General features: G+C 48.2%; 24 protein-coding genes. 5 read left to right on the forward strand and 19 right to left on the reverse strand.

Annotation, left to right across the window (positions count from 1 at the left end; all coding sequences use genetic code 11):
* Positions 1 to 34: 34 nt before the first annotated feature.
* Positions 35 to 1,339: a DUF1329 domain-containing protein gene (locus tag ACOQOZ_RS08095; protein ID WP_420591766.1), complete on the reverse strand. Its 1,305-nt coding sequence runs from the start codon at positions 1,337 to 1,339 to the stop codon at positions 35 to 37.
* A gap of 319 nt (positions 1,340 to 1,658) precedes the next feature.
* On the reverse strand, positions 1,659 to 2,957 hold the full coding sequence (locus ACOQOZ_RS08100; RefSeq protein WP_420591767.1) for a homoserine dehydrogenase: 1,299 nt from the start codon (positions 2,955 to 2,957) through the stop codon (positions 1,659 to 1,661).
* A 229-nt stretch (positions 2,958 to 3,186) separates the two neighbouring features.
* On the opposite strand from ACOQOZ_RS08100, the gene ACOQOZ_RS08105 reads away from it, so the two are divergent.
* The gene (locus tag ACOQOZ_RS08105) at positions 3,187 to 3,702 is read left to right on the forward strand and encodes a glycine cleavage system protein R (RefSeq protein WP_420591768.1); all 516 of its coding nucleotides are present in this window, start codon (positions 3,187 to 3,189) and stop codon (positions 3,700 to 3,702) included.
* Positions 3,703 to 3,893: 191 nt separating this feature from the next.
* Here the strand turns inward: ACOQOZ_RS08105 and ACOQOZ_RS08110 are convergent, their stop codons facing one another.
* The 14 genes from ACOQOZ_RS08110 to ACOQOZ_RS08175 all read right to left on the reverse strand — a co-directional run bounded on the left by ACOQOZ_RS08110 (position 3,894) and on the right by ACOQOZ_RS08175 (position 21,928).
* Positions 3,894 to 4,754: a DsbC family protein gene (locus tag ACOQOZ_RS08110; protein ID WP_420591769.1), complete on the reverse strand. Its 861-nt coding sequence runs from the start codon at positions 4,752 to 4,754 to the stop codon at positions 3,894 to 3,896.
* 210 nt (positions 4,755 to 4,964) lie between these two features.
* Positions 4,965 to 5,330, reverse strand: coding sequence for a 50S ribosomal protein L19 (gene rplS, locus ACOQOZ_RS08115; RefSeq protein WP_068656722.1), 366 nt, complete (start codon positions 5,328 to 5,330; stop codon positions 4,965 to 4,967).
* A 27-nt stretch (positions 5,331 to 5,357) separates the two neighbouring features.
* Positions 5,358 to 6,110, reverse strand: coding sequence for a tRNA (guanosine(37)-N1)-methyltransferase TrmD (trmD, locus tag ACOQOZ_RS08120; protein ID WP_420591770.1), 753 nt, complete (start codon positions 6,108 to 6,110; stop codon positions 5,358 to 5,360).
* A gap of 36 nt (positions 6,111 to 6,146) precedes the next feature.
* Positions 6,147 to 6,683, reverse strand: coding sequence for a ribosome maturation factor RimM (rimM, locus tag ACOQOZ_RS08125; protein WP_420591771.1), 537 nt, complete (start codon positions 6,681 to 6,683; stop codon positions 6,147 to 6,149).
* A gap of 18 nt (positions 6,684 to 6,701) precedes the next feature.
* The gene (rpsP, locus tag ACOQOZ_RS08130; protein WP_068654437.1) at positions 6,702 to 6,953 is read right to left on the reverse strand and encodes a 30S ribosomal protein S16; all 252 of its coding nucleotides are present in this window, start codon (positions 6,951 to 6,953) and stop codon (positions 6,702 to 6,704) included.
* 192 nt (positions 6,954 to 7,145) lie between these two features.
* A complete protein-coding gene (locus ACOQOZ_RS08135; RefSeq protein WP_420591772.1) occupies positions 7,146 to 8,390 on the reverse strand; it encodes a CDP-alcohol phosphatidyltransferase family protein in 1,245 nt (414 codons plus the stop codon).
* Between the two features lie 142 nt (positions 8,391 to 8,532).
* A complete protein-coding gene (locus ACOQOZ_RS08140) occupies positions 8,533 to 10,158 on the reverse strand; it encodes an AMP-binding protein (RefSeq protein WP_420591773.1) in 1,626 nt (541 codons plus the stop codon).
* Positions 10,155 to 11,300, reverse strand: a complete 1,146-nt coding sequence (locus ACOQOZ_RS08145; RefSeq protein WP_420591774.1) for a hypothetical protein — start codon at positions 11,298 to 11,300, stop codon at positions 10,155 to 10,157. Before ACOQOZ_RS08145 ends, ACOQOZ_RS08140 begins: the two co-directional genes overlap by 4 nt.
* A gap of 94 nt (positions 11,301 to 11,394) precedes the next feature.
* Positions 11,395 to 11,574 (reverse strand): hypothetical protein, encoded by a 180-nt coding sequence (locus ACOQOZ_RS08150; protein WP_420591775.1) that lies wholly within the window; start codon positions 11,572 to 11,574, stop codon positions 11,395 to 11,397.
* Between the two features lie 15 nt (positions 11,575 to 11,589).
* Complete coding sequence (locus tag ACOQOZ_RS08155; protein ID WP_420591776.1) at positions 11,590 to 14,370, reverse strand: phosphoenolpyruvate synthase; 2,781 nt, start codon at positions 14,368 to 14,370, stop codon at positions 11,590 to 11,592.
* The gene (locus ACOQOZ_RS08160) at positions 14,363 to 17,206 is read right to left on the reverse strand and encodes a phosphotransferase (RefSeq protein ID WP_420591777.1); all 2,844 of its coding nucleotides are present in this window, start codon (positions 17,204 to 17,206) and stop codon (positions 14,363 to 14,365) included. Before ACOQOZ_RS08160 ends, ACOQOZ_RS08155 begins: the two co-directional genes overlap by 8 nt.
* A complete protein-coding gene (locus ACOQOZ_RS08165) occupies positions 17,203 to 18,147 on the reverse strand; it encodes a UbiA family prenyltransferase (protein ID WP_420591778.1) in 945 nt (314 codons plus the stop codon). The genes ACOQOZ_RS08160 and ACOQOZ_RS08165 overlap by 4 nt, the downstream gene beginning before the upstream one ends.
* A 34-nt stretch (positions 18,148 to 18,181) precedes the next feature.
* A complete protein-coding gene (locus ACOQOZ_RS08170; protein WP_420591779.1) occupies positions 18,182 to 20,491 on the reverse strand; it encodes an efflux RND transporter permease subunit in 2,310 nt (769 codons plus the stop codon).
* 378 nt (positions 20,492 to 20,869) lie between these two features.
* Positions 20,870 to 21,928 carry a diguanylate cyclase gene (locus tag ACOQOZ_RS08175; protein WP_420591780.1) on the reverse strand — a complete coding sequence of 353 codons (1,059 nt, stop codon included), beginning with the start codon at positions 21,926 to 21,928 and terminating at the stop codon, positions 20,870 to 20,872.
* Positions 21,929 to 22,641: 713 nt separating this feature from the next.
* On the opposite strand from ACOQOZ_RS08175, the gene ACOQOZ_RS08180 reads away from it, so the two are divergent.
* The 4 genes from ACOQOZ_RS08180 to ACOQOZ_RS08195 all read left to right on the forward strand — a co-directional run bounded on the left by ACOQOZ_RS08180 (position 22,642) and on the right by ACOQOZ_RS08195 (position 24,241).
* Positions 22,642 to 23,196: a DJ-1/PfpI family protein gene (locus ACOQOZ_RS08180; protein WP_420591781.1), complete on the forward strand. Its 555-nt coding sequence runs from the start codon at positions 22,642 to 22,644 to the stop codon at positions 23,194 to 23,196.
* A 32-nt stretch (positions 23,197 to 23,228) separates the two neighbouring features.
* Complete coding sequence (locus tag ACOQOZ_RS08185; RefSeq protein ID WP_420591782.1) at positions 23,229 to 23,603, forward strand: ribbon-helix-helix domain-containing protein; 375 nt, start codon at positions 23,229 to 23,231, stop codon at positions 23,601 to 23,603.
* A 234-nt stretch (positions 23,604 to 23,837) separates the two neighbouring features.
* Positions 23,838 to 24,026 (forward strand): hypothetical protein, encoded by a 189-nt coding sequence (locus ACOQOZ_RS08190; RefSeq protein WP_420591783.1) that lies wholly within the window; start codon positions 23,838 to 23,840, stop codon positions 24,024 to 24,026.
* Between the two features lie 11 nt (positions 24,027 to 24,037).
* A complete protein-coding gene (locus tag ACOQOZ_RS08195; protein WP_420591784.1) occupies positions 24,038 to 24,241 on the forward strand; it encodes a hypothetical protein in 204 nt (67 codons plus the stop codon).
* A gap of 61 nt (positions 24,242 to 24,302) precedes the next feature.
* On the opposite strand, the gene ACOQOZ_RS08200 is transcribed toward ACOQOZ_RS08195, so the two are convergent.
* The 3 genes from ACOQOZ_RS08200 to ACOQOZ_RS08210 all read right to left on the reverse strand — a co-directional run bounded on the left by ACOQOZ_RS08200 (position 24,303) and on the right by ACOQOZ_RS08210 (position 25,253).
* Positions 24,303 to 24,389, reverse strand: coding sequence for an SHOCT domain-containing protein (locus ACOQOZ_RS08200; protein ID WP_420592407.1), 87 nt, complete (start codon positions 24,387 to 24,389; stop codon positions 24,303 to 24,305).
* 6 nt (positions 24,390 to 24,395) lie between these two features.
* Positions 24,396 to 24,767 carry a hypothetical protein gene (locus ACOQOZ_RS08205; protein WP_420591785.1) on the reverse strand — a complete coding sequence of 124 codons (372 nt, stop codon included), beginning with the start codon at positions 24,765 to 24,767 and terminating at the stop codon, positions 24,396 to 24,398.
* A 231-nt stretch (positions 24,768 to 24,998) separates the two neighbouring features.
* Positions 24,999 to 25,253, reverse strand: coding sequence for a ribbon-helix-helix domain-containing protein (locus tag ACOQOZ_RS08210; protein ID WP_420591786.1), 255 nt, complete (start codon positions 25,251 to 25,253; stop codon positions 24,999 to 25,001).
* Positions 25,254 to 25,339: the final 86 nt, after the last annotated feature.

Genomic DNA, 25,339 nt, shown 5'->3' on the forward strand with positions numbered 1-25,339 from the left:
GTGTAATGGGGAAAGCGGCGGATGTCAGCGCAGCTTATCGTTTCGCTTCACGACGAACAGCACTAGTGGAGAAATCACGCTTGTTAAAGTTTTCATTGAAATTCAGCGTCGAGCCACGTTCGTTATCCAGGCCTTCGGCGTAGTAACGATTGTTCTCCAGATCGTAAGTCACTTCCAGAGTCGGGAATACCAGCTGCACATCGTAATAGTTGATGGTGTGAGCTTCTGACACCTGCAGCAGCTTGCCTTCCTGATCATATTCTTCGGCGTAAATAATCGACCAGGAGTCTTCATCGATGTAATAACGACGAGTTGCATAACGGTGGTCGTAACCAACCCGCAGCTTAGCTTCAACCACCCACACACGGTGTGGCTCATAACGCAACAAAGACGAGTTCAGGTGATGGTCCAGCAGGATGTCATCATTCTGAAGATCGCCCTGATGTACACGATAGGCGTTGTAAGGAACGTACAGCTCCTGCTTGCCCACTAAGGTCCACTCATAATAATCGGGCGCGCCGTTAAACATATCGACCTGGTCGATGGTGCGGATTGAGTTGGTGTTCACGTCGGCGGTGTCGTAAGCCAGATCCGGTGTGCGGCGCAGGCGACGCTGACCCGGAACATAAACCCAGGATTTGCGTGGCGAACGCACCTGATCCAGCGTTTCATGAGCCAGAGTGATACGACCGGCCAGGTTTGCTGGTGCCAGTGTTTTACGCTTCAGGTAAAAAATCTTGTTATCCAGATCGTCGGCGCTGACGCCCGGCTCACTGTAATGTACGAAATATTTGTAGTCGCGCAGACTGTCGGCACGTGCGCCGCTTGGTGTTACCGCAACGGTGTATGCAGTGTAGGAAAATGATTGACCACGGAAACGTAAGGTGTGGTTCCACATCACCTCTTCACCCGCAGTTGGCATTGGGAACGGCGAAGACATCACCGCACCACGCACACCAGAGCCATACTTCATCAGCTGAGCGGTGGTAGCATTATCTTTGATCGCGTCATACACATATTGCGGATAAGAGGCGGAACGGCGACTCGGATAGACCTCAAAAAACATATCCGGAAAAGCCCTCAGCAGCGCTTTCTGGCCATTGGTCAGGCGCTTTTCATGCTGGTCGATATTCTGAGCAGTAATACGATACAAAGGCTGGTCTTTAACAAAGGGGTCGGCATGAAACTGCCCTGGCGCCATGCCTTCTTTTTTATCCAGACCACCGCGCCATGCCGGGATATCACTGCCATTTCCCAGCTTGTCAGCGCCAACTGGCGTCAGGTCTTTACCCAATCGTTGTGCATCCTGCTCCGATACTGCGGCGTGAGTCTGATTCATTAGTCCTAATATCAGACTGGCTAAGCATATTGCTGATCCAACAACTCGCATTACAAACATACCTCGGTAATCGACGTTAAAGCGGCGCGCAGGCTATAGGGCGGTGATTTTTTGATCAATAGTGGATTACAAATTGCTACAATTTTAACAAGCGTTTGCTTGGTATTTGATCAATTACAATAACGGTCTGACATGGATCAGCCGTTAGAATGAGTTAACCACTTTGCTGTTACCATAAAAAAAGCCGCAACCCTGTTCAGGGTAGCGGCTTCTTTTCACTGCAATATTGACTGACAGCAGAGTCAGCCAACAATCACACTCAGTTCAGGTGCTCAACACGGATGCGGGTCACAGCGCCCACGGTGCTGTCCAGACCTTCAATGGCGCTGATCGCATCGTTCATGGTTTTTTCCACAATACGGTGCGTCAGCAGAATGATTTGTGCCAGCTCTTCGCCTTCTTTTGGCTCTTTCTGGATGATGGCTTCGATATTGATACCACGCTCACTCAGGATGGAAGCAACATTCGCCAGTACGCCTGCTTTGTCCTGGGCTTCAATACGCAGGTAATAAGCGGTTTCCACCTCATCCATTGGTAATACAGTCACATCATCAATACTGTTGAACGCCAGGTGGTTAACACGAGCAGAAGCCGGCGCGTCAATCGCACGTGCCAGATCCACGATATCTGCAACAACCGCAGAAGCCGTTGGACCAGCGCCCGCACCAGCACCCACATAAAGCGTATCGCCAACCGCATCGCCATTAACCATCACCGCGTTTAATACGCCATCAACGGTCGCAATCGGGCGACCAACCGGAATCATGGTTGGGTGAACGCGCAGATCAATGCCGTTTTCGGCACGACGGCTAACACCCAGGTGCTTGATGCGGTAACCCAGCTCTTCGGCATATTCAACGTCATCCGGAGTAATGTTACCGATACCTTCGGTGTAGCAACGGTCAAATTGCAGCGGGATGCCATAAGCGATAGACGACAGAATGGTCAGCTTGTGAGCCGCATCGATGCCTTCAACGTCAAACGTTGGATCGGCTTCTGCATAACCCAACTCCTGAGCTTCTTTTAACACGTCAGCAAAGTCACGACCTTTGTCACGCATTTCAGTCAGAATAAAGTTACCGGTGCCGTTAATGATGCCCGCCAGCCAGTTGATGCTATTGGCAGCCAGACCTTCACGTACCGCTTTAATAATAGGAATACCACCGGCAACACCGGCTTCATACATAACGGAAACGCCTTTGGCTTCAGCCGCGGCAAAGATTTCATCACCGTGTACCGCAATCAGTGCTTTGTTAGCAGTAACCACGTGCTTACCGTTTTCGATCGCGGTTAACACCAGTTCGCGAGCTACGTCGTAGCCACCAATCAGTTCAACAACAACGTCGATTTCGGGGTTCTTAGCCACATCAAAGATATCGCGGCTGATTGCCGTGCTGCCAGTATCACAATCTGGATTATCGCGGCGAGCACCAATCTGCTCGACAATAATTTCACGACCTGCCCGGCGCGCAATTTCCTGCGCATTGCTGGTGAGAACATTAAACGTGCCGCCGCCAACTGTACCTAAACCACAGATACCTACTTTAACCGGTTTCAAGGTCATCTCCTTTCGAGAATTTTCTCTATCAAGTCGTTATATGCCGGGGGTTATTAAGTTGAGATTCCCCCGTTCAGGAAAGTGCAGCAATGTACCACAAAGGCTTGCTGGTCTGAACTGCTTCTGAATCAAGAGTTTGGCAGATAAAGCCAAAGCCGCCTTACTTACCCCCGGGGGCTATGCTAAGGTCTGAACAACAATTGAAAGAAACAACAGCTAAGGACATTTTATGTCGACCTTTCTGGTATTAACCGTCATCGCAGATGACAAACCTGGCATCGTAGAACAACTGTCTGCCGTGATTGCAGAACAAGGTGGTAACTGGCTGGAAAGCCGTATGTCGCATATGGCAGGCAAGTTCGCCGGTATCCTGCGGGTCAGCATTGATGAAAGCAAAAGCAACAGCCTGGTCAGCGCTCTGGCATCGCTGAGCTCCAGCGGTATTGTTGTGAACGCTGAGCACAGCAAAGACGCTGGCGAAGTCGTTTCCAGCAAAGATCTGACGCTGAACCTGGTGGGGAACGACCGCCCGGGTATCGTTCGCGAAGTTTCCCAGACCCTGGCGAAGCTCGGCGTGAACGTACTGGAGTTAACCACCAACTGTGAAAGCGCGGAAATGTCCGCCGTGCCGCTGTTCCGTACCGTCGCTCACTTACGCGTCCCTCAGGATTTCGAGTCGGATGAACTGACGGATGCACTGGAAGCCATTTCCAATGACCTGATGGTGGAAATTAACCTCGATTAATTTTTAACCAACAAACAAAAGCCCGCGTTATTGAATAATAACGCGGGCTTTTTATTGTCAGATAAAAACGATTTGAACAGAGTTGTTTTTCAATAGCAGCAACAGGATGTTGCGTGCCCATCGCAGGTGCAGGGACGCACCTTACGATGGGTGCGACTGAAGAATAACTCTGTTTAAATTTTTATCTCTGATCAATTAATCCCTAAACGAGCCGCCAGTTCATCCGCTGGCAGATAGCCCGGGAACAACTGACCATCCTGAGTAATAATTGCTGGCGTACCAGTTACACCCAGCTCACCACCCAGGCTGTATTGAGCAGCAATCGGCGCGCCACAGTCTTTTGATTTATTCATCATCGCAGACATCTGAGTCTGAATCGCACGGAACTGCTTTTCAGTATCGGCATTTGGGCTCTGACGCAGACGTTGACCCAGCACACTCAGCTCACGCTGGCTAGATTTCATGGTGGTCATCGCTTCTTTACGATCGTCTTCACACCAGACGTAATTGATCTTCTGATAAGAAGGGGTCAGTTGGCCGGTTTGTGGGTTTTTGATCCCTGAACGCGGGTAAGCCAGGTAACGTACCGCCACACCGAGCTCATTCAGACGTGGAATTTCGCGGTGTAACTTCTGACAGTAACCACAGTCGATATCGGTAAACACATTAACCAGAGCTTTTTGCTCGCCTTTGGCCGGGAAGAATACCGTCTCTTTATCCGCAACCGCCGCCAGTTTATCCGCACGTTTTGGATTCATACGCGCCTGAGTCATGTTCACCGGGCCGTTAGCACCCAGCTCATATAATTCATCGCGATAGATAAAGTTGTTGGTATCCGGCGTCATATGCATCACAGTGCCATCAATCAATACCACTTCCAGCATTTGGCCATTGGCAACCGGGGCAACTTCACGGACTTGCAAGCGTGGTCCGAAAGCAGCAATCAGCTTGGTTTCAACCTGCTTGGTTAAATCTTTGACCGGCGTTTCTTCCGCCTGCAACGGAGTGACCATCGCAAAACCACACATGATGGCCAACAGGGTCTTTTTCATTGGGTAAACCTTGTAGTTAGATTACTGACAATTTGATGGATACTGCCCGGGAAGGTTCCCTGCTTACAGAGATTTATTCCCGACCGTGTCAATACTGGGGACGAAGCATACCGCAATTTGATTGCAGCGACATTTATAAGAGCCACAAAAAAGGGGCGCAAACCTGAGTTTACGCCCCTTTTTTGGTAAAGCTTAGTCAAGCCAAAGCGATTAGCTTTGCTTAGCCAGCTTCTCTTTAATACGTGCAGACTTACCGCTACGCTCACGCAGGTAGTACAGTTTCGCCTGACGAACGTCACCACGACGCTTAACAGCTACGCTGTCAACCAGTGGGCTGTGAGTCTGGAAAGTACGCTCAACGCCAACACCGTGAGAGATCTTACGTACAGTGAAAGCAGAGTTCAGGCCACGGTTACGCTTACCGATTACCACACCTTCGAACGCCTGCAGACGCTCACGGTTACCTTCTTTTACTTTAACCTGTACTACTACAGTGTCGCCTGGGCCGAATTCTGGTAAGTCAGTTTTCAGCTGTGCATTTTCAATCTGCTGAATGATTAAGTTTTTGTTGCTCATTGTTTTCTCCTCAACAGTCTGGAGGCTTTATTCAAACTTCTGTTCTTCAAGCTCTGCCAGATACTCTGTCAATAACCTTTGTTGCTCGTTTGTCAGTTCCAGCGCTTCCAATAAATCGGGTCTGCGCTGCCAGGTACGGCCTAACGACTGCTTCAGTCGCCATTGACGAATTTTTTCATGGTTGCCACTCAGCAACACTTCCGGTACCGCCTGCCCTTCATACAGCTCTGGGCGTGTGTAGTGTGGACAATCCAGCAAGCCATCCGAGAATGAATCCTGCTGTGCCGACAGTTCATGGCCTAAAACACCAGGAACTAACCGGATTACGGCATCCATCATGGTCATGGCGGCCATTTCGCCACCACTGAGAACAAAATCTCCCAGCGACCACTCTTCGTCGATCTCAGTTTCGATCAGACGTTCATCGATGCCTTCGTACCGTCCGGCAACCAGAATCAGCTTTTGTTGCGATGCCAGCTCTTCGGCTCCGCGCTGATCCAGCTTGCGACCCTGAGGCGACATATAAATCACCTTAGCATCACCACCGGCAGCTGCTTTTGCAGCCTGGATAGCGTCCTTCAGCGGCTGAATTTTCATCAGCATGCCCGGACCACCACCGTACGGTCGATCATCCACAGTCTGGTAGTTATCGTGCGTGAAATCCCGGGGATTCCAACACTGGATTGATACCTTCTCCTGTTTTACTGCCCGACCGGTAACACCATGGTCAGTCAGCGCCTGAAACATATCAGGAAACAGTGTAACGACATCAAATCGCATCGAGATCAAATCTCATACCAGTCTGTTAGTACCGGATTAAAAATCCGCATCCCAGTCCACCTGGATCTCACCGCCTTCCAGATCGACCTCAAGAACAATTGCATCCACAAATGGAATCAGTCGTTGTTGTTTATCAATGCTGCCTTCGCAACCTTTAACAACCACCACCTGATTACCACCACCTGAATCAAACAGTTCTTTTACCTGGCCCAGCAATTGCCCTTCGGTATTCATAACCTTCAGGCCGACAAGCTGGAACCAATAATGTTCGTCTTCTTCGAGTTCCGGTAAGTCACTGGTCGGAATACCAATTTCAACCTGAGATAAGGCCAGAGCCTGATCACGATCGTTGATTCCTTCCAGGGCTGCCGCTAACCCTTTGCCTTGGGGACGACTGTCACGCAGTTTGTATTCTTTCCACTGGCCGTTCACTTTTAACAGCCAAACCGGATACTGCAGAATATTGGTCATAGGATCGGTATACGAATACACCTTCACCCAGCCTTTAATGCCAAACGCGGTTGTAACTTTTCCCAGGATGGTGATGTCCTGATCCACGTGTTGACCTGCCATGACTTCCCCGTGCGTCAATTAAGCTTCTGCTTTCTTAACGTCTTTCAGTAATTTAGCTACACGATCAGTTGGCTGTGCGCCTTTACCAATCCAGTATTCTACGCGTTCCAGATCAACACGCAGACGCTCTTCCTGGCCACGAGCAACAGGGTTGAAGAACCCAACACGCTCGATAAAGCGACCGTCGCGAGGCATGCGAACGTCAGCTACGTTAATGCTATAGAAAGGGCGTTTTTTAGAGCCACCACGGGCTAAACGGATAACTACCATAAAATTGATCACTCCGATCGTTTATCAATGACAGGTTTTAATATCGCCTGCCGTTTAACATACCTTGTTATCAGCCGGGCATAACTGCCTGAAATCTAACAAGAATTTGGAATCAATGAAGCTTCAGAGAAGACACACCGACCCCAGTAAAAGGGCGCGTAGTTTACAGGAGCAGCTATACAGCTGTCCAGCTCAGACTGCGCTTTGTTTCAGAGCGTTCTTATGCAGCCAGTCTTTCACGATTAACGCCGTCAGCGGGAAGCTGACGATATACCAGCCCACCACCTCAGAACTGATGCCCAGCCATAAACAATAAGCGATGGCGACACCAATGGCGGAGTCCAGCTGATCCACCGCAATGGTAATGACCTTACCCTGCTCCGGCAGTTCCCCGGCACCAATACCTAAGCGGCGTTTAACCAACGAGTTGGGTAACTCACCCAACATATAACCGAGGCCTGCAATCGCCCCTGCTATAAATAAAGAATGTCCGGCAAAAGGCGAGCGATCGCCCAATAGCCACTCAACAGGCAATAAGACCAGGGCGCCGGCAGCAGTCAGAACCGGTACCACAACAAAACCACGCCAGGTTTTATTAGCACCAAACGCCGTTTTCCAGATCGGCTTAGCCAACAACGGTAAATGGTTGCGACTCACCACCACCATATGCAGTACACCACCAATCACTACCGGGATCTGTAAATAGAAGGCTGTTAACAAGGCTTTAGCCAAACCGTCATTTTCACTGGCCAGTGTCCATACCAGAAAACCGCCTAAAGTGAGCGTCAGGATTTGTTGCAACGAGCTGAACTTAAAGAAACGTGCTTTACGCACCATCAGATAACTGAATAGCGTTAAAGAAACCGCCAGCAATACTTTCGTTGCCAGCATCGGCAACACACCCAGAGTTTTCAGCCACAACAGCGGCGCAATAATAAACAGGCTCCAGAATACCGGCATGCCCTGATACGCCAGGCCATCCGCTGATGTTTCGCTTACCGGCTCTTTATTATCGTTGCCTTCAGCTGTTTGATTATCATCGGGCTCGGTTTCTCCTGAATCAGCTTCACCCAGGTTGCCGGTTTCATTAAATACCGACAGGCGAATACAACCGCAGCCGACCATCAGCACCAGCGGAATCATCCACCAGCCGTTAAAGCCCCATTGCATCAGAATCAGAGCCGGAGTCAGCAGATAAATAAGCACATCCATAAAACCGTCGAGATAACGGCCAAAGTTACGGGTCAAGTTCCAGCGCCGCGCCAGCATGCCATCCAGTGCATCGGCAGTCATTGCCAGATATAACAGTCCAAGCGCCGACATAATGTGTTGCTGCAATACTTCGCTGATGGCGAGCAATGTCAGCGGTACACTTAACAAGGTGATGCAATCAACCCGATTTAAGCGAATTAACCAAGGTGAGTTTGTATTTGTCATGTTGAATATCTTGTAAAAAATACAGATAAAGTGGGCGGCATGCTTTTTCAAAGCAGCAACAGGATGTTGCGGGCCCATCGCAGGGGCAGGGATGCCCCTTACGATGGGTGCGGCTGAAAAATATCCGCTTACTTTTCCCAGGCTAGTCTTTTTCGAAAACCAGCTCTTCCAGTTTATTTTTTAATTTTCCATCCGCCATTTGTCGCCGTAACCCCGGGCGATCAATTTTGCTGTTATGGCGACCATCCACCGGCATTTCTTTTAAGCGGATTAATAACCAGGACGCCGCCGGCATAAATTCTTCAACTAATATTTCAATGTCATCAAGAACACTATCACTGACAATAAACAGGTATAATTTGTCGCCACACTGCACCGCGGCACTGCGTTTAATCCCAGCTAACTGATCAAGCTGTTGTTCCAATGGAAACGGTTGCGTTAAACCACTCTTTAATTCAATGGCATCGGCCAGGCGACCGGTTAACCACAAACGTTGATCCGAATCGAAATACCCCACGTCACCAGTGCGATGCCAGACATCGCCCTGAGGACGAGGAATTTTATTGGCTTTATCCGCAGCAGGATTGTGGTAATAGCCCTGCAATACATGAGGGCCAGCCACCAGGATTTCGCCAGCTATTCCTTGATCGCAAACAACTGGTTGTCCGTCAGAGTCCAGATTGGCAACCAGTACTTCCGCTTCATCAACTACCGGGCCAACCAATAAACCCGCGGACGGATCCGGAAAAGTTAAATAATCATCCAGTTCCAAAGCGGCTATCGGTTCTGCTTCGGTTGAACCATAAGCAATTCGTGCCCAGGCATTGGGAAATACATCGCGCAGTTTTTTTGCCAGCTCCAGAGACACCGGCGCGCCACCAATGCTTAAACTGGTAATTTGTGGCAATGACTGATTATTGCTAATTAAATAATCACAAATAGCGGAAAAATACGCGGGCGCACCACTGATGCGTTCGACCTGATGTTGCTGCCAGTGAGCAACCAGAGGTTCAACATTTACCTGTGCCGGTGTCGCCAGATCCACTTTAGGCATCACGGTGCTCATACCACAGCTGAGGTTATGTAATACCAATACCGGAAAACACGGACTATCCACTTCACCGTCTTTATCCGGCCAATGATGGCGAATAGCAAAGTGTTGCTGATCCAGGCTATTGTGCGTTCTGTCTGCACCTTTTGGCCGACCGGTACTACCAGAGGTAAACGAGATTAAACCGTGATCACCTTGAGCCGGAGTCATTAACTGCAGCTTATCGTCTGGGCGAACTGTCATTGGTAAGGCGCGTAAAAATAAACCGGCACCGTCGATACACCAGCTGCTGATTTTACGCAGCTCCGGAATCAACCAGCGTAACTTCAGTAACGACTTCATACTGACAATCGCTTTGGCATCTGCATCCTGTAATGCCTGGCGGATTTTGGTTTTGCCCATGCCCGTATCAATAAATACTGCAACCAGACCCGACGCTAATAAACTCAACACCACGGCATACAAAGCCGGGGATGGTTTAGCAATCACCACAACACGATCACCGGCTTTTAATCCATGACCTCGGGAGAAGCCTTTAGAAGCACCGTTAGACAACCAGTGACGTTGTAATGCTCCGGCAAGCTGATTTAACTCACCATAAGTCATCACATCTTCACCGGTACATTCCAGTCCCTGCATTTGTGGAATACGCAGTGCCGGACGTTGTGGATGTTTTTCTGCCTGTGTCAGAAAGTGGCGACAAAAATTATCCGTCATACTTCACCTTCTGTAGTGTTCAGTTTTTCGGAGTCTATTTTTTTAAAGTAAAGGGCATAAACCCGCTCCTGCTCACCATTACTGGCGTATTTCAGCGACGGGTTATCTTCACGCACCAGAGAAGCGGCCATACGCTGATAATAAGGCGCTCCCCAGGTAGTCAGCTGCATCGACATCAGAGTAAACAAACCTACCTTACGATAGTCTGGGTGCACAGCACCGGTTTTGGCTAATGCCATACGAGGTTCAGGCAATAAATCAAAGTGCTGTTCGAAGTTGGCTTCTTCTGCAGTGGTGATACCCTGACGAATTAATGGGCTGAAATCCGGGAACACCAGAAAATAACCTGCAATACCACCATGACGGTCTGTTACCAACACAGAGCTGTTCGGACATAACTTTTTCGCGAAAGGTTCGCCGCAAGCTGCTTTAAACTGCTCTTCAGAAATAGGAGAGTAAGCAAAGTTGTTACGGAACATTTTGTCAGTAATCGGATACAACTCTGACAATTTTTCCCGCCAGATATCCCCCGTAAAACGGTGAAATTCAAATTCACCTGCTAACGCGTTTTTACCCTGCTCCAGCATAGGCGCAACCGCTTTGGCTAACTGCGCTGGATTATTGTTAATACGGGTAAAGTAGCGATAACGAATATCGAAACCTAAGCAGTCCAATAATTTGGCGTAATATTCCGGGTTATAGGGTTCGCCAATGAATGGCTTTGTTTCAGCCTCATCGCCTTCTGCCGAAAGCCGAATACGATTCATACCATAGGTATTAAAGTTGATTGGCCCGTAGATGGTTTGCGCGCCCTGCTCTTTAGCCCAAGTCTCGAAGCGCTGAAACAGTTGTGCGTTATTTTCTGTATTGTCTGAGGTTTCCCAGAAACCGAAATAGGCGACAGACTCACCATCAATTTTTATATTCGGGTCGTAGAAACCCGCCAGGCGTGAAAACTCTTCGTTGCCATTTTCGTTAACACTGGCAATACAATCCGCCCAAAGCTGACCACCCTTTTGCTGATAGTCGCTGCTATCTGCAAATGCTTTTGTGATGGCTTCAGGGTTTTCACCCAACCAATATGGGTCGTTCTGGTAAATATTTTCTGCTGTCTGAAAAAAAGATTCTGGTAGTTGCATCATTCCCTCCCATGGCCGCATGCCTGTTCAGCCCAGAACAACACAGCTCCGTTATTTTTAAGCCGCCGCATCCAAAGGCCATCCCTGGCCAGGATGCTTACGCGTTCCCAACGCTGCTTTTAAAAACAACAGAACTGCATTGTTCTTCGGTATCTTTTACAGCTATTAACCTGGATTGTTTTTCAATAGCAGCAATAGGACATTGCGGGCCCATCGCAGGCGCAGGGATGCGCCTTACGATGGGTGCGGCTGAAAAATTATCCAGGGTAATAGCCATACACTTCTGATGAAATTAAGCGTCGGCCTCAGCCTCAACATCCAATCGAACAACCCGACCGCTGCTGCCATCCATACGAACCAACTCGCGATCCTTCACAATCGAGGTTAATCCCGGAATACCAACAACCGCAGGAATGCCCAGTTCACGGGCAACCACAGCGGAGTGACTCAGGGTTGAACCACGCTCAACCAGAATACCTCCTGCGGTTGGGAATAATGGCGCCCAGCCCGGATCCGTTCGTACCGTGCATAAAATCTGGCCATCCAGATTCAGTTCATCTTCTGGCGAGAAAATCAGGCGAATATTGTTCTCAACAATACCCGGGTAACAACCGGTACCCTGCAATTCATTGCCAGAGAGAGGAATATCTTCCTGGAATGGATATTCATAATCATTGTTGCAATACACCACGCCACGGGTGTGGAAGTGATGAGCCGGTTCCTGCTCATTTTCATACTGAGCAAATTCCGCTTTACGTGCTGCCACCAGAGGACGTAATACCGCACTGATGCTGCGACCATCAGAATAGGCATAAATATCTTCCACACTTAAATAGAAGATATCTTCCGCATCATCCAACTGGCCATGGAAAGCCAACTGCTCTCCTAATTGACGATAAATATCGCGGTATAAACCAAACATGCGGGTACGGGCTAAACGCATGTTTTCGCGATTACGGATTGCATCGCGCAACTTGGCTAAATCTTTCTTAAATTTCGTTAAAGAACGGCCACCCAGCTTCTGTTTTAACAGCGGGAATACCTGATTTTCTGCATCTGCACGGAACTTGGCTTCATTCTGCGCCAGAGTTTCCAGCGTTAAATCATCACGACTCAGGAAGTTCTTCAGAATGGCGAACATAAAAGAGGCATCCTGGCGCAGAGTTTTCGACTCCAACTTCAGCTCGCCCATAGTACGATCACCATAACGCTCAATATAATCCAGACACTGAGCATGGAACGATGGGAACTGCTGCTGCAATAACGTCAGCAGTTGCTCGTTTTCAACTTCCTGCAAAACGTTTAACAGCTCTGGCTGGGTACGCGCCTGGTCACATAAGCGCAGCAGGCATTTAGTCGGCTCCGTACTCTCAATACCTTCTTCGCCAGACAATAAATTGTTCTGTACCAGATCGATATTTTCGATATCGATTTTTTCCAGCCAGCGATGCACCTTACCGTTCATCATCATGACGTAGAAATCATTAACGATTGGCGTGGTCCAACGTTGCAATAAATTTTCATCCAGTGAACGGCTCAGTTCAATTAACTGGTCCATGCTGTAGGTGTGTAACTGCTCACGCGGAACCGAAGCGTATTGCTCGGCAAACATCGAGCGGAACTCTTCCACCAGCTGATCCATCTTGCGGAAACGGCTCAGCAGCGAAAACAGCGCACGAATCACCTGTGGAATACGGGCTAATTTTTCTTTGCCAGTTAATTCACGATCCTGAATCAGATCAACCGGGTCCTGCAGACCCATCATACGTTCCATATCGGCTTTATTGGTTTTAAAAGACGGCAGGAACAATAATCCGCGGTACCAGTTATTGATGTTGTAATACACACGGCCACGTACCAGACCCAGCATATTTTCCAACATTCCCTGGTGCGCCTGAACCACCTCTTCTTTAACACCGATCAAACGCATGGTTTGTTCATAAACGGTCTTATAAGCACGATTCGCGAAGCTGAACGTCAGCGGTGTGGTAACACCACAATAGGATTCCTGAATATTGGAGTTATCCCAAACCTGTAAACGGTCTTCATCGGAATTCTTTTCAGGCAATGACGTAACCGGACGCGCCTGCAGAATATAAACCTGATTATCACGTACACACCATTCGATATCCTGAGGTGACTGATAACTTTCTGCGATGGCTTTACCGGCATCACGCAATGCCAGAATTTGCGCTTCAGGTAAACACAGCTGTTCACGCAGGTTTTCTTCAACCGCCAGTTCAACCGTGCCGCCATCGGGACCCTGACGTAAAGCGATGTCTTTATCAGCGGTCTGAGCATCGATGTTGTTGTCGTATAAACCAACGGTGATTTCATCAGCATTACAAATGCCGGAAACCAGGCCTTCACCACAACCCCAAGTCGCAGAAATTAATGCCTGACGACGGTTGCCGTTAACCGGGTTAGCGGTAAACATCACACCTGAAACATCGGCATCCAACATACGCTGAATAATCACCGCCGCCTGAATTTCTACCACGCTCAGGCCTTTTTGTAAGCGGTACGCCAATGCACGGGCATTAAAAGCACTTTGCATTACTTTTAACACCGAGTCGGCAATGGCTGCTTCGCCTTTTTGATACAGATAACTGTCCATTTGTCCGGCAAAAGAAGCACCAGCGGAATCTTCACCCACAACCGACGAACGCACCGCCCAGAATTCATTCGCTAAATCCTGCTGCGGTAATTCAGCACGAATCGCAGCCAGAATATCCGGGTGTAACCCTACCTCCCCCAGTCGTTGCTGAATACGTTCAGCTACCTGGGTCAGTTGAGCGTTATCCACTTCTTTTGAAGATTTCTCTTCACCCGACTTCTGATCGCCGTCTTCAATAACAAAAGGCGCTAATTGCTGCTGAATCCAGACACCCAGCGCATCATCACCTTCGGTGGGTAATTGCAGCTGCAATTCAAATGTAGCAACCGGTACCACCCACCACTGCGGCACGTTAAATCCAAAGCGACTTAAAAATGCCAGGTTGTGAGCTTTACCGCCTAATTGTGACGGCGCCGTCAAACTGGCTTGCTGCTGATCAATACACCATTCAGTCATTGTTCGCTCCACCATTTAAACTGTCCGTGCTCAGACCACCAACGAAACCCAAAGCCTGTAAGCGATCATTTTCGTTATCCAATAAACGACGGGAAGTTATCACCACGCGCTCCATAAACGGATAATGGCGGAAGGTATGCGCCATCACATACATAGGTAAACGACATACCACCAGATCCCACAAACTCAGAGTGAAACCTAAACGCCATTCGGCGGCATCAATATCGATGCCACTGGCTGTTTGTAATTCCAGCCGATGACGTTCAATGAATGCTTCCACCTGTTCAGCGTCAAAGTCCGGCTGCAAAGCAAAGGCTAATAATTCTGCCAAATCGTGCTGCGGCAACTGCATGGTGGCCAGCTCCCAGTCGTAAGCACATAACGTTAGCTGGTTATTTTCACCACGACGGAAAGCAATATTACGCGGATTAAAGTCGTTGTGAGTCAGGGTCTTTTTCATGCCATCCAGTTTTGGATACCAGTCTTTCAGGCTGTAAATACGGTCGCGATAACGCGCCATATCTTCATCGCTGAACCACTCCGGGAATTCCTGTTGTGCATGGGCCCCCAACATTTCCCATAAACGCATTTTTTCGGTCATGGATTCTGTGGTTGGTGAATCCACCAGCCAATCGAATTCCTGCAATTCCTGTTCGCGGCCATACCAGATGCTATGAACCTGAGCGATACCATCCACAGCGGCATTAAAGTGGTCAACCGTCCAGCCAGCCGTATCATCGGCGGAGTCCATTAATTCCAGACCGTCCAGATATTCCTGCACAATTACATAAGCTTCACGTGAGCTGTCTTCCCAGGCACGATAGGTTTTTGGTGCAAACTGAGTAAAACGTTCATCCTGCTGACTCATCACTGCCAGTTCCCGGCGGTGACATTGTTTAAAGCCTAACTGATTTTTAAATTCGTTATAGGCGTGTGCTAAACGGGCATCACACATGGAAGCCATGGAGTTCAACATCAGAATAACTTCGTCATCCAGAGGTTTAACTTTCACCATCATTTCATGGCTTTCGTCCTGCTCCAGGCCTTCTTGACCAGTAACAACTCTGAACGGGAAATGCCCCACCAGCTTATTAATTTTATGTGCAGTCAGTTCGGTAATGATCGAGCTGCCTTTGGACGATAAACTCAGCGGCTGCAATTCTTTCACCGGCGCACGATAATCACCGGATTCAGATAATGCCTGAGCAAAGAAATCTTCATTTAAATCACCCAGCTTTAACCATTCCACCGGACGGTTACGGCCGAGTTTTTCATGGGCACGGGCAAACTGGTCACTGGCGATTGCAGACAGAGTAGAAATATCCAGCGCCAAACAGAAACTGGCAATCACCTCCGCCAGCTTGTGAGCACAACCCGGACCGGCACAACCAATTAATTCCAGACATTCTTTTTGTTGCGGCAGGCTGGTACCACCACCCACAGTCCCCACAACCAGAGAAGGTAAACGCAGGGTTGCGTATACATCACCGTCTTCGGTCAGTTCCATATGCAACTGACCAATCGCGGATTCATGCACACAAGCAATGTCCTGACCCGTTGCAGTAAACATCGCACCAATGACGTTGGCGATATTAATATTGATACCGACCATACCGGCCGCAATACTGCCGCCAACAAACTGGTTATAAGCGGTAAATAGCTGGCGTGCGCTGACTTTTAAAACCCGCTGGCACACTCCATCCGTTAATAACGTTTCCGCCAGAACCCGTACGCCACGACCTCGCAGATAAGAGTTGTAGGTTACTTTTTTATCGTTGGATAAGTTGGCTTCAATCAGGAAGTTCTCAAACTCAATGCCGTCAAATGGCTGCATCTGCGCCAGAATCCACTGACACGCCTGCCAGGTACAGGTGGTGGTCATATTCTGACCAGCTGCATCGCCGGTTTCGTAAATAAACTGAACGTGAACACTGCGGCCCATTAATTCCGCACGCACTTCCACCAGGTTGGCATAGTTCGAATATTTACGGGTTTGCGCGGCAATTTCGTCCTGATGGTCTTTTACCCACTCGGCAAAAAACAAGGCTGAGGATAAATCAGATAATACAAATACCGGCACACGTAACATACGCTGGCCCAGTACTTTTACCCTGACACCACCAGAACGGGAAATAGCGGTCGCACCACGAGTTGCAGACGCCACTAACGCACCTTCAGACGTTGCCATCGGCGCATAAAATAAACCGTTCGCGTGATCACCCAGGATATGCAGCGGACCGGCAATACCCACCGGAATTTCTACCGAACCAATTAACGCTTCGATATTACTAACCAGCGCTTTAGGCTCGAGGTTAATCTGCTCAACTTCCGTTAACGCAGACTCAGAGTTTTCCCGGGCAAAGCTCAACCGCTCCTGACGGGCCTCTTCTGTATACAAACCGCGCGCCGGAACTTTAGGCAAGTTAAATTCGTCGTAACGAGGCGCTTCGGCTTTTACCGGCAGCTGACGCAATGCATAGCTGATTTGCCACAACAAACGAGAGTTTTCCTGGCCCTGCTCACTATCAACATCTTCGTTACTTAATAAAATACGCTGCTGGCGTCCGTCTTCCGCTAATGTCGATTTACTTACGCGCAGTCTGTTCAGACTGAATTGTTGTCCGTTTAACTCAACAGTTAGCTCACCGCAAGCTGCACCTTCGAATAACAACTCGCACGGCTGAGTTAACACACAGATATGGCTTTTGGATACATCCACTGCTTCAGCATCACGCCATTGCTCGCCACATAGCAGCCTGATCTCAGCCTGATGGCCCTGGCCAAACGCATAACGAGCTTCGCTGGTAAAAACCTGAGGTTTACGAATCAGATTCATACACCACCTCCGATTAATAAACCGGAAATTACCAGCACATAACCCAGCAGCATAGTAACCGCTACCGCTTTTTCGTTGTCTTCACGGCCTTCTAGGGTCGGAGCTTTGAGGAACTTCATTAACGATTTAATCGCTAAGCCCCATACCAGTACCGCCAGTACTGCATAAACAATTAACCAGCTCACATCCGCTAGCCATAACAGTACAATCTGGTTGACAACCATGGCCGACACTAAGACAAACACCAGCGTAGTCGCGCCTTTAACACCGAGGATTTTGGTATAGGAATCAACCGTGTCACGTTCTTCTTCCGGACCACGGGTCTTACGGGTAATTTCAAAACAAAAACCACTGACAAACGCCAGGCTCATCATGGCAATTAATACCGGGGTAAACTGCACTTCCGGATTGGCTAATACCGCTAACCACCAAACGATTAACGGCATAATGGCCATATGCGTTAAGGCGTATAACAGCAGTTGTTTTTCTAACCATTCACCGCAAAAAAATTCCACGCCCATCAAGCATAAATAAGCAAACATGATGGCCCATACCATGGCGCCAACTTCACCGGCGATCAACCAGGAAAATACCAGCTGCACCACAATCGCTACGGCACCCAGTGTTTTCAGATGGGTCAAGGTAATACGACCGCTTTGTAATACACGTTGAGGGTGATTAATGACATCAATGGCGTAATCTTTATGTTCGTCAAAAATACGAATCAGCAGAAATAACGACCAGGTCACAAGACAAGCGAGAATATCCAGCCATTGCAGCCCGGATTCAGTACCATCACGAGCTCCCTCTCTGGCAACTACGGCACAGGCTAAATACAGGATAAGAAATAATAATGCGTTTGCCGCTGGAAAACGTTCGTCCATCCAGGCACCAATTCGACGCCACAGGGGATCCGTGTGGCTGACAGAGACTTCAGTCATAACTACTCCATGAAAGGTAAGAATTTTAAATTTTTTAATCGGCGAGAGCCGCTTTACTGGCTTCGGTTGTATTCACCGGGACTTTTTCCCGATCAAACAGAAGCAGTAACAACGGCAATAAAATAATGTCGGCAATAAAGGCCAGAACCACGGTCAGGCTCATCAGAGCACCCATCCCCCAGGTTGGCGAGAACGGAGACAGTACCAGCAAGGCAAATCCGGCGGCCAGCACCACAGTGGTAATTAACATGGCAACACCAACGGTAGCGAAAGCAAATTCGACTGCTTGCTCTGGTGTTTTCCCTTGTTCGCGGGCGTAACGGTATTTGGTCAGGAAGTGCACACTGTCGTCCACCACCAGGCCCAGGCTCATACAAGCCACAATACTTAAGCCCAGGTCGACCTGACCGGAAACATAACCCCAGGCGCCATAAGCCAGCAGTGCAGGCAGCATATTCGGAATCAAACTCAACGTTCCCAGGCGAACAGAGCTCAGGAACCACATCATCGATAACGAAATTAATACCAGCGCCATTAAGGTGCCGATAAATAAACTGATGCTGTTACGGTCAGAAATCTGGGCAAACACCATATCCAGGCCGGTACCCGGAGTCAGGTTTAATGCTGGTGTATTTTCAGCAGCCCAGCTACGGATTTTTTCATCCAGCGCCACCAGTTCACGCGACGTATGTTTGTGCAGATTTAAAGTCAGACGAGTGGCGGTTTTATCGATATTAATACGCTCTTCCAGTCCCATGCCAAATGGCAGAGACATTTCGTACAACAGCATCGACTGAGCAATTTCATCGGCACTGCCTGGCACCCGGTAAAATTCCGGGTTATCGGCGTGTAATTTCTGACTGATTTCTAATAACTGGCGATGCAGACTGTCGACATAACCCACATCCGGCTGTTGTTCCAGCCATTCCACCAGCTGCTGTAGTTGCGTCATATAATCCGGGGTATAAACCGAACCACCCTGTTTTGCTGCAACGGAATACTGAATAAAGTTAACGCCGTACAGTTCATTTTCCTGAACTTCCAATGCCTGGCGCACAGTGAAGCTTTCATCGTAATAGTGGTACCACTGCTCATTAAACTGCAGCTTAAATAAACCAGCACCAATAGCGATGGTGGCAATAACTGCGATCACAAACGTACGTTTGGGTGCCGGAGCGATCACCTTACGATAAAAGTTCAGCAATAACTGGCCCAGACCAGAATCAGCACGAGCCGCCGGAGGTGCAGGTAATAACTGCAATAAGGCTACAAACCAGGTCAGACTTAATACACCGGCCAGTAAGGCCGCCATAGCAACCAGATTACCTAAATCGCGATACGGTGGGGATTCGCTGAAATTCAGACACAATAAACCCAGCGCAGTCGTTACCGAGGTAATCATCACAGGTTTAATATTCAACGCCTGAGCTTTAGCTAAAGCTGCGGTTTTATCGAGACCTTCTTTTAACGCGTGCTGGTAAGACACCAGAATATGCAAACAGTCGGCGACAACAATGATCATAATCATCGACGGTACAGCACCCACAACCGGAGTTAAAGTTGCACCACTCCAGCCGAGTACGCCAAATACCGCAGCAACTGACAATAAAGTCAGCGTCAGAGATAATAAAGAACCGGCTAAAGACCGGGTTAACAAAAATAAGGCAGTAAAAATAAGCAGATAGCTGCCAGGAATTAATGCCGCCATATCGCGTTCAACCGCTTCTGCTAGTGCAACATTAATAACAGCCGTACCCAGCAGCTTTACTTCAAAATTATTTAATTCAGATTGCTCCACCAGTTCACGCGCGGCAGACACCAGCTCAGCAGTGGCCTGAGGATCATCAGCCGGTAACGATAAATTCACAACGACCTGAGCCAATTTGCCAGTTTTACTTAACAGCCGGCCGGATATTTGCGGATGGGATTGAGCAAAGTCGCCAATTTCTTCAATGGAATAATTATTACTGGCGTCGTACAGGTCATTAACAAAAATATCATCCTGCTCGGATTCTATTCGCTGATAATTACTGAGAGAGTCGACCCGCCGGGCATAAGGTAATTGCCAGGCCGCTGCGGTTAGTTGCTCAATGGCTGCCAGACGCTCTGCCGTAAAGATAGTTTTATCATCATTACTTTGCAGCAGAAAAATAAGCGAGTCTTGCTTATTAAAATCGGCTTCCAGCTTTTCAAAAGCCTGCAGCTGAGGATTATCCGCACTGAAATACGTGCGAAAATCTGTTGTAAGTTGCAGCTGGCCAGCTCCTCCAGCCATCAGCAATATAAGAGTCGTGAGCACCAAAAAAGTGCGCCACGGGTTATTCCTTGAGAATGCAATAGTCATAACAACCGCCCGAGAATTCCTAACAACGGGTTCTGTAAACAAACTTCTCATCAATGAAAAGTTGATTGGCTGTTTTTGTTATTTTGGCCGACTGAACCAGGTTGCATATTAGCTCAAGCTAATCTAATTAGACTAGGACATTTCACTAAATATTCAGGAAAATGTCGTATTTAAAGAACATTTGTTGAAAAGATCATTTTTCTAATGATATTTGTCGCAATAAGGCATCACAAAAAAAGACAAGCAATGGTCTATACAGGACACAGGCAAAAAATAATTGGCCTTTAATAAGTCCGTAAAATAGTAAAAATAATATAAAAAATGATGGTGCAGGATAAAAACTATCCCACACACTAATAACTAAAATATTAATATCAGTTAAGGATTCACTACCTGATTCCTGCCACTACCCTTGCCACGATAAAGAGCCTGATCAGCACGTCCGACTAACTGGTCAAAGCTGTCTTTCTGTAATAACTCAGCAATTCCGATGGTAGTGGTGGTAAAAATTTCGTGATCATTGATCGTCACAGAGGTTTTTTCCAGACAACTACGAATACGCTCAGCAACAACCATGGCTTCGTCCGCGGTGGTAGCCGGCAATAACAGCAGAAACTCTTCCCCTCCCCATCGCGCCGCATAATCACCATTACGTAATTCCTGCTTCAGAACTTCAGAAAAATTCTGAATTACCGCATCACCGGTTTGGTGGCCGAACAAATCATTAACCCGTTTGAAGTGATCCAGATCACATAGCAGAACTGCCAGCTCAAGTTCATTTTTCTGGTGGTAACGAATTTCACGCTGAGCCCAACGATGCAAACTGCGGCGATTTAACAATCCGGTCAAAGGGTCTGTTGTTGCTAACTGGCGTAATTTACGCTCGTTATTAACAACCAAGCGATAATACAAACCTGACAAAAATACCATCACCGTTAACACAGTGATCAGATTGAAATAATAAAGACTGCTCAGCACCAGGCTGCTGACATCATAAACAGGCTCTACATGTCGCAGCATGTAATCCATAATCACATACAACATCATCATGCCCATCACCAGCGGCATCTTTTCCACACCATCCCTGAGCGGGCTGATCATCACAACCGGCGGAATAACCATGGCATAAAAGTGGAAGCCGCTGTCCCAGCCCAACAGAAAAACAGCCAGCGCAGCATGACCAAGAATCTCAAACACCACTGCTGCCCAGGCAGAAAAGTGATAACGACGCGTCAGAATAAGAAAGAAAACCACAACATAAAGCAAAACACTGAAGACGTTTACCACGCCCAACAGCCAGATATTGTGGGAGAAAAACAAGCAGGAAAAGGCAACGTGAATAAACGCTGCAATCACACTGATCTGGAGCATCAGGTTGCGAAATAACTGTTCGCCGCCCTGAACACCGGCTCCCTTCAGCGTAGCCAAAAGATCCATCGAGAATGTGCCATTTTTTGTATTATCGGTAATGACAAAAAGTATTGGTGACGAAAGGCTTATTTACAAACACATCCCTGTTGTAAAAGCGTAACAACAGGTGTCTGTTAACTTTACATGGGGCAATACCGAAGAAGCGCTTAACAATGCTTACAAACGCCACTTATCGGCATAAAAATCGAGAAAAGCCTCGATGCGAGAAGAGAGAACACTATTGCGATAATAAACCGCGCTGACTCCAGCCGGCTCCAGTAGCACCGGCCTGGCTCAACGGAAATATAACCTTCTTCAGTCAGCTCACCGCCGAATGGCGCGGTTTAACAGTGTTGTTTCCAGCGAGCTTTCAAGCCGTGACACTCCGCATACTCCCTAGTGACCGAAATATCGAGCAGGCCAGCAGCAGCACTGAAGCCTGCGCCTGTTTAACCGTGGTACTGGTTTCCGTCGTATCGCTGGGCACCGTTATTGCGTAGGAACTCGGCTCGGCGCTTTGTTACTTACCCGTATTTCCGGTTTTCTGGATAGTCGCGATCAGCCTCAAGCAGCAAACAGCTGAGAAAAAACGTCACTGTAGTATCCCCATACTACCCGCTGTTCAGACGATTCTGATTAACTGATTTTGCTTAGGGCTTGTTAACGGGCCCTAAGCCATACCTCACGATTCAGCGGCAAACGTGAGACAACCCAGCAGATCAGATAATCAGGATCAGACGATGAACGTATTAATGATTACCGGCGATTTTGTCGAAGACTACGAAAACATGGTGCCGTTCCAGGCGTTACTTGCCTGTGGCTACCAGGTGGATGCGGTTTGTCCGGATAAAAAAGCCGGCGACACCATTGCCACCTCGATTCACGATTTTGAAGGCGATCAAACCTACAGCGAAAAACGAGGCCACAACTTTGCATTGAATGCCGACTTTGATCAGGCCAGCGCTGATAAATACGACGCGCTGTATCTGCCCGGCGGTCGTGCTCCGGAATATCTCCGCCTCAATAGCAATGTAATTCAATTAATTCAGGACTTTATTGCCGCAGACAAACCGGTTGCAGCCATTTGCCATGGCCCGCAATTACTCACCGCGGCGGGTGTTATCGAAGGCAAAAAAGTATCCGCTTATCCTGCCTGCGAGCCGGAAGTGCGACTGGCGGGTGGTGAATATGTTTCACTGGAAATGGATCAGGCGATTACCGATGGTAAACTGGTAACGGCTCCGGCCTGGCCTGCTCACCCGGAGTTTCTTAAACAGTTTATGGCATTGCTGTAAACGCTGTTATTACCGGTTAAAAGGTGGCGACTATGTGTCAGTTATTTATTAACGCCGATCCGCAACTGTGGCAAAGCAAAACCCGTTCACTGAGAATCGATGGCGTCGTCACCTCTATCCGGCTGGAACAATATTTCTGGAACACGCTGCAGGAAATTGCCCAACGCGATGGCATCAATGTTAATCAGCTGATTACTCGGCTGTATCTGGAATCTCTGGACGCCGATCACGATGCTGGCAACTTCACATCCTTCCTGCGGGTGTGTTGTGCCCGCTACCTGTCTCTCGCCGCCGACGGCTATTTACAGCGTGATACCAACACTCCGTTGGCACAAGTGAATGCCAGTGAGATTCTGCAACAGGAATCACTGCTATCAGACAAACGCCAGTCGCGACTTTTGAGCTAAACCCCTCTTAAACTGAATGCAGACTGAATATAAAAATACTTTTACCCTTATTGACAAAAAAGTTTAAATCAATATTATCAGCAGCGTTTTCTAAGGAAGTTGGCCTAGGCGAAGTCCGTTGTACCTGCTGGCCAAAATCAGGGATGCTCAACCTATTTTCCCCGACCTACACAGCACATTTAGTGCTGCGGACTCTCGTGCAATTTCCGAATTTGTGTAATAAGGAGAGTCTTAATGACTAAATTAGCTCTGTCAGCCCTGCTGGCGATTGGATTAAGCGGTTGCGCAAACACCTTCCTGGACAGCGCGCCAAGCCAAGACGGCGGCCGTTACGTTTCTGGTTCTTACGAAGGTACAGCAGCCATCTTCTACTGTCCTACCAACAGCGATGATTGTGATCGCGTTGACGTTGATTTCGAATAAGAGGCCATATCATGAAAAAAATCATTCTGACTTCTTTCGCAGCAGTATTAATGACTGGCTGTGCTTCTACTTTTACTTCGATTGAAGAAACTGCAAGCGGCGACAGTTACTACCTGACTCGTATTACCCAAGGCCCATTCCGTGTAGATGGCGACATGTGGGAATGTAAGCCAGATGCTCAACACAACATGACCTGTGTTGAAAAAGGCGATTAATACGCCTTTTGGAGCGCCGTAATACGGCGCTCTTGCTTACCTTTGTAATCCTCTCATAGTGCTATAACTCATGCAGAATCTGCTGGCGCTTCTGATCATACTCATCCTGAGTAATTAAACCTTTCTCTTTCAGTGTATTTAAACGAATAAGACGCTACTCAATTGTTAATTGCGGAGCCTTGTTTACAACGGTTTTAACCGCTTGCTGCAACTCTGCCTGCTTCGGACCACAGTCATAATAAGCGGCTGCAATTTTTGTCGTAACAACCGTCTTTGCACCGGTCAGCGATGGCCGACGTACCGAGCTCTCTTCACGATCACCAATTAACAGCGAATCGGCGCCTGCTTCAACGGCCTTCTCCTGATGCCATTCCAGACACATTTCGACCGGCTCACGGCTGCTGGTTTTACAGGTTTCCTGAGCAACCAGCTGGCAGCTGGTTTCCTCACCGGCTTGCAGAGTTTTAATATCAGCTTGAGCAGCTAGTGGTAAGAATAACGACGCAAAGATCAGTGGCTTAAACATGGGAGATTTCCGAATAAAACGTGCGGGTAAATTATCCACAGAGGCTGGAGATAGCAAGTGCAGCGAAATCAACAACAGTGTTCCAGCGGAATGTTGTGTTTGTCTTGTGAAACCTTATTGAACCCTAGATTTACAGAGCCATGTTGGGTATCGCGTAGCTCCACCCAACCTACATACCAATCCACAAAAAACAGCTTCGTAGATTGGATTAAAGCAGCCTCATCAGAAGTATTATAATTTTCCATCCTGCTGCGCCTTCTTCCTGAAGTCTGCCAATATCGCGTCCTGCGATTTCTCACCCCAGCCTTGCTCGGCTATTGATAGTTCCGCCGCAATCAGTCGCTGACGAATCTCTTCTAATTCGCGCGCCTTACGGTTCAGGTCATTAACCACTTCGCTGCGACTGGCGAATTCTTTGCTGTCGATTTTGTCCTGAATCCAGCGTTCATTGGGTTCAGATAGGGATAAGCTTGCTCGTGTTGCCATGGCTTCACCGTTATCCGGGCTATCGCCCTAGTGATGTAGTAATGATGCAATTTTGCATCGCGTAACAACTATGAGCAAGTCATATG

The organism is Bacterioplanoides sp. (assembly GCF_965219715.1).
GTDB lineage: Bacteria > Pseudomonadota > Gammaproteobacteria > Pseudomonadales > Oceanobacteraceae > Bacterioplanoides.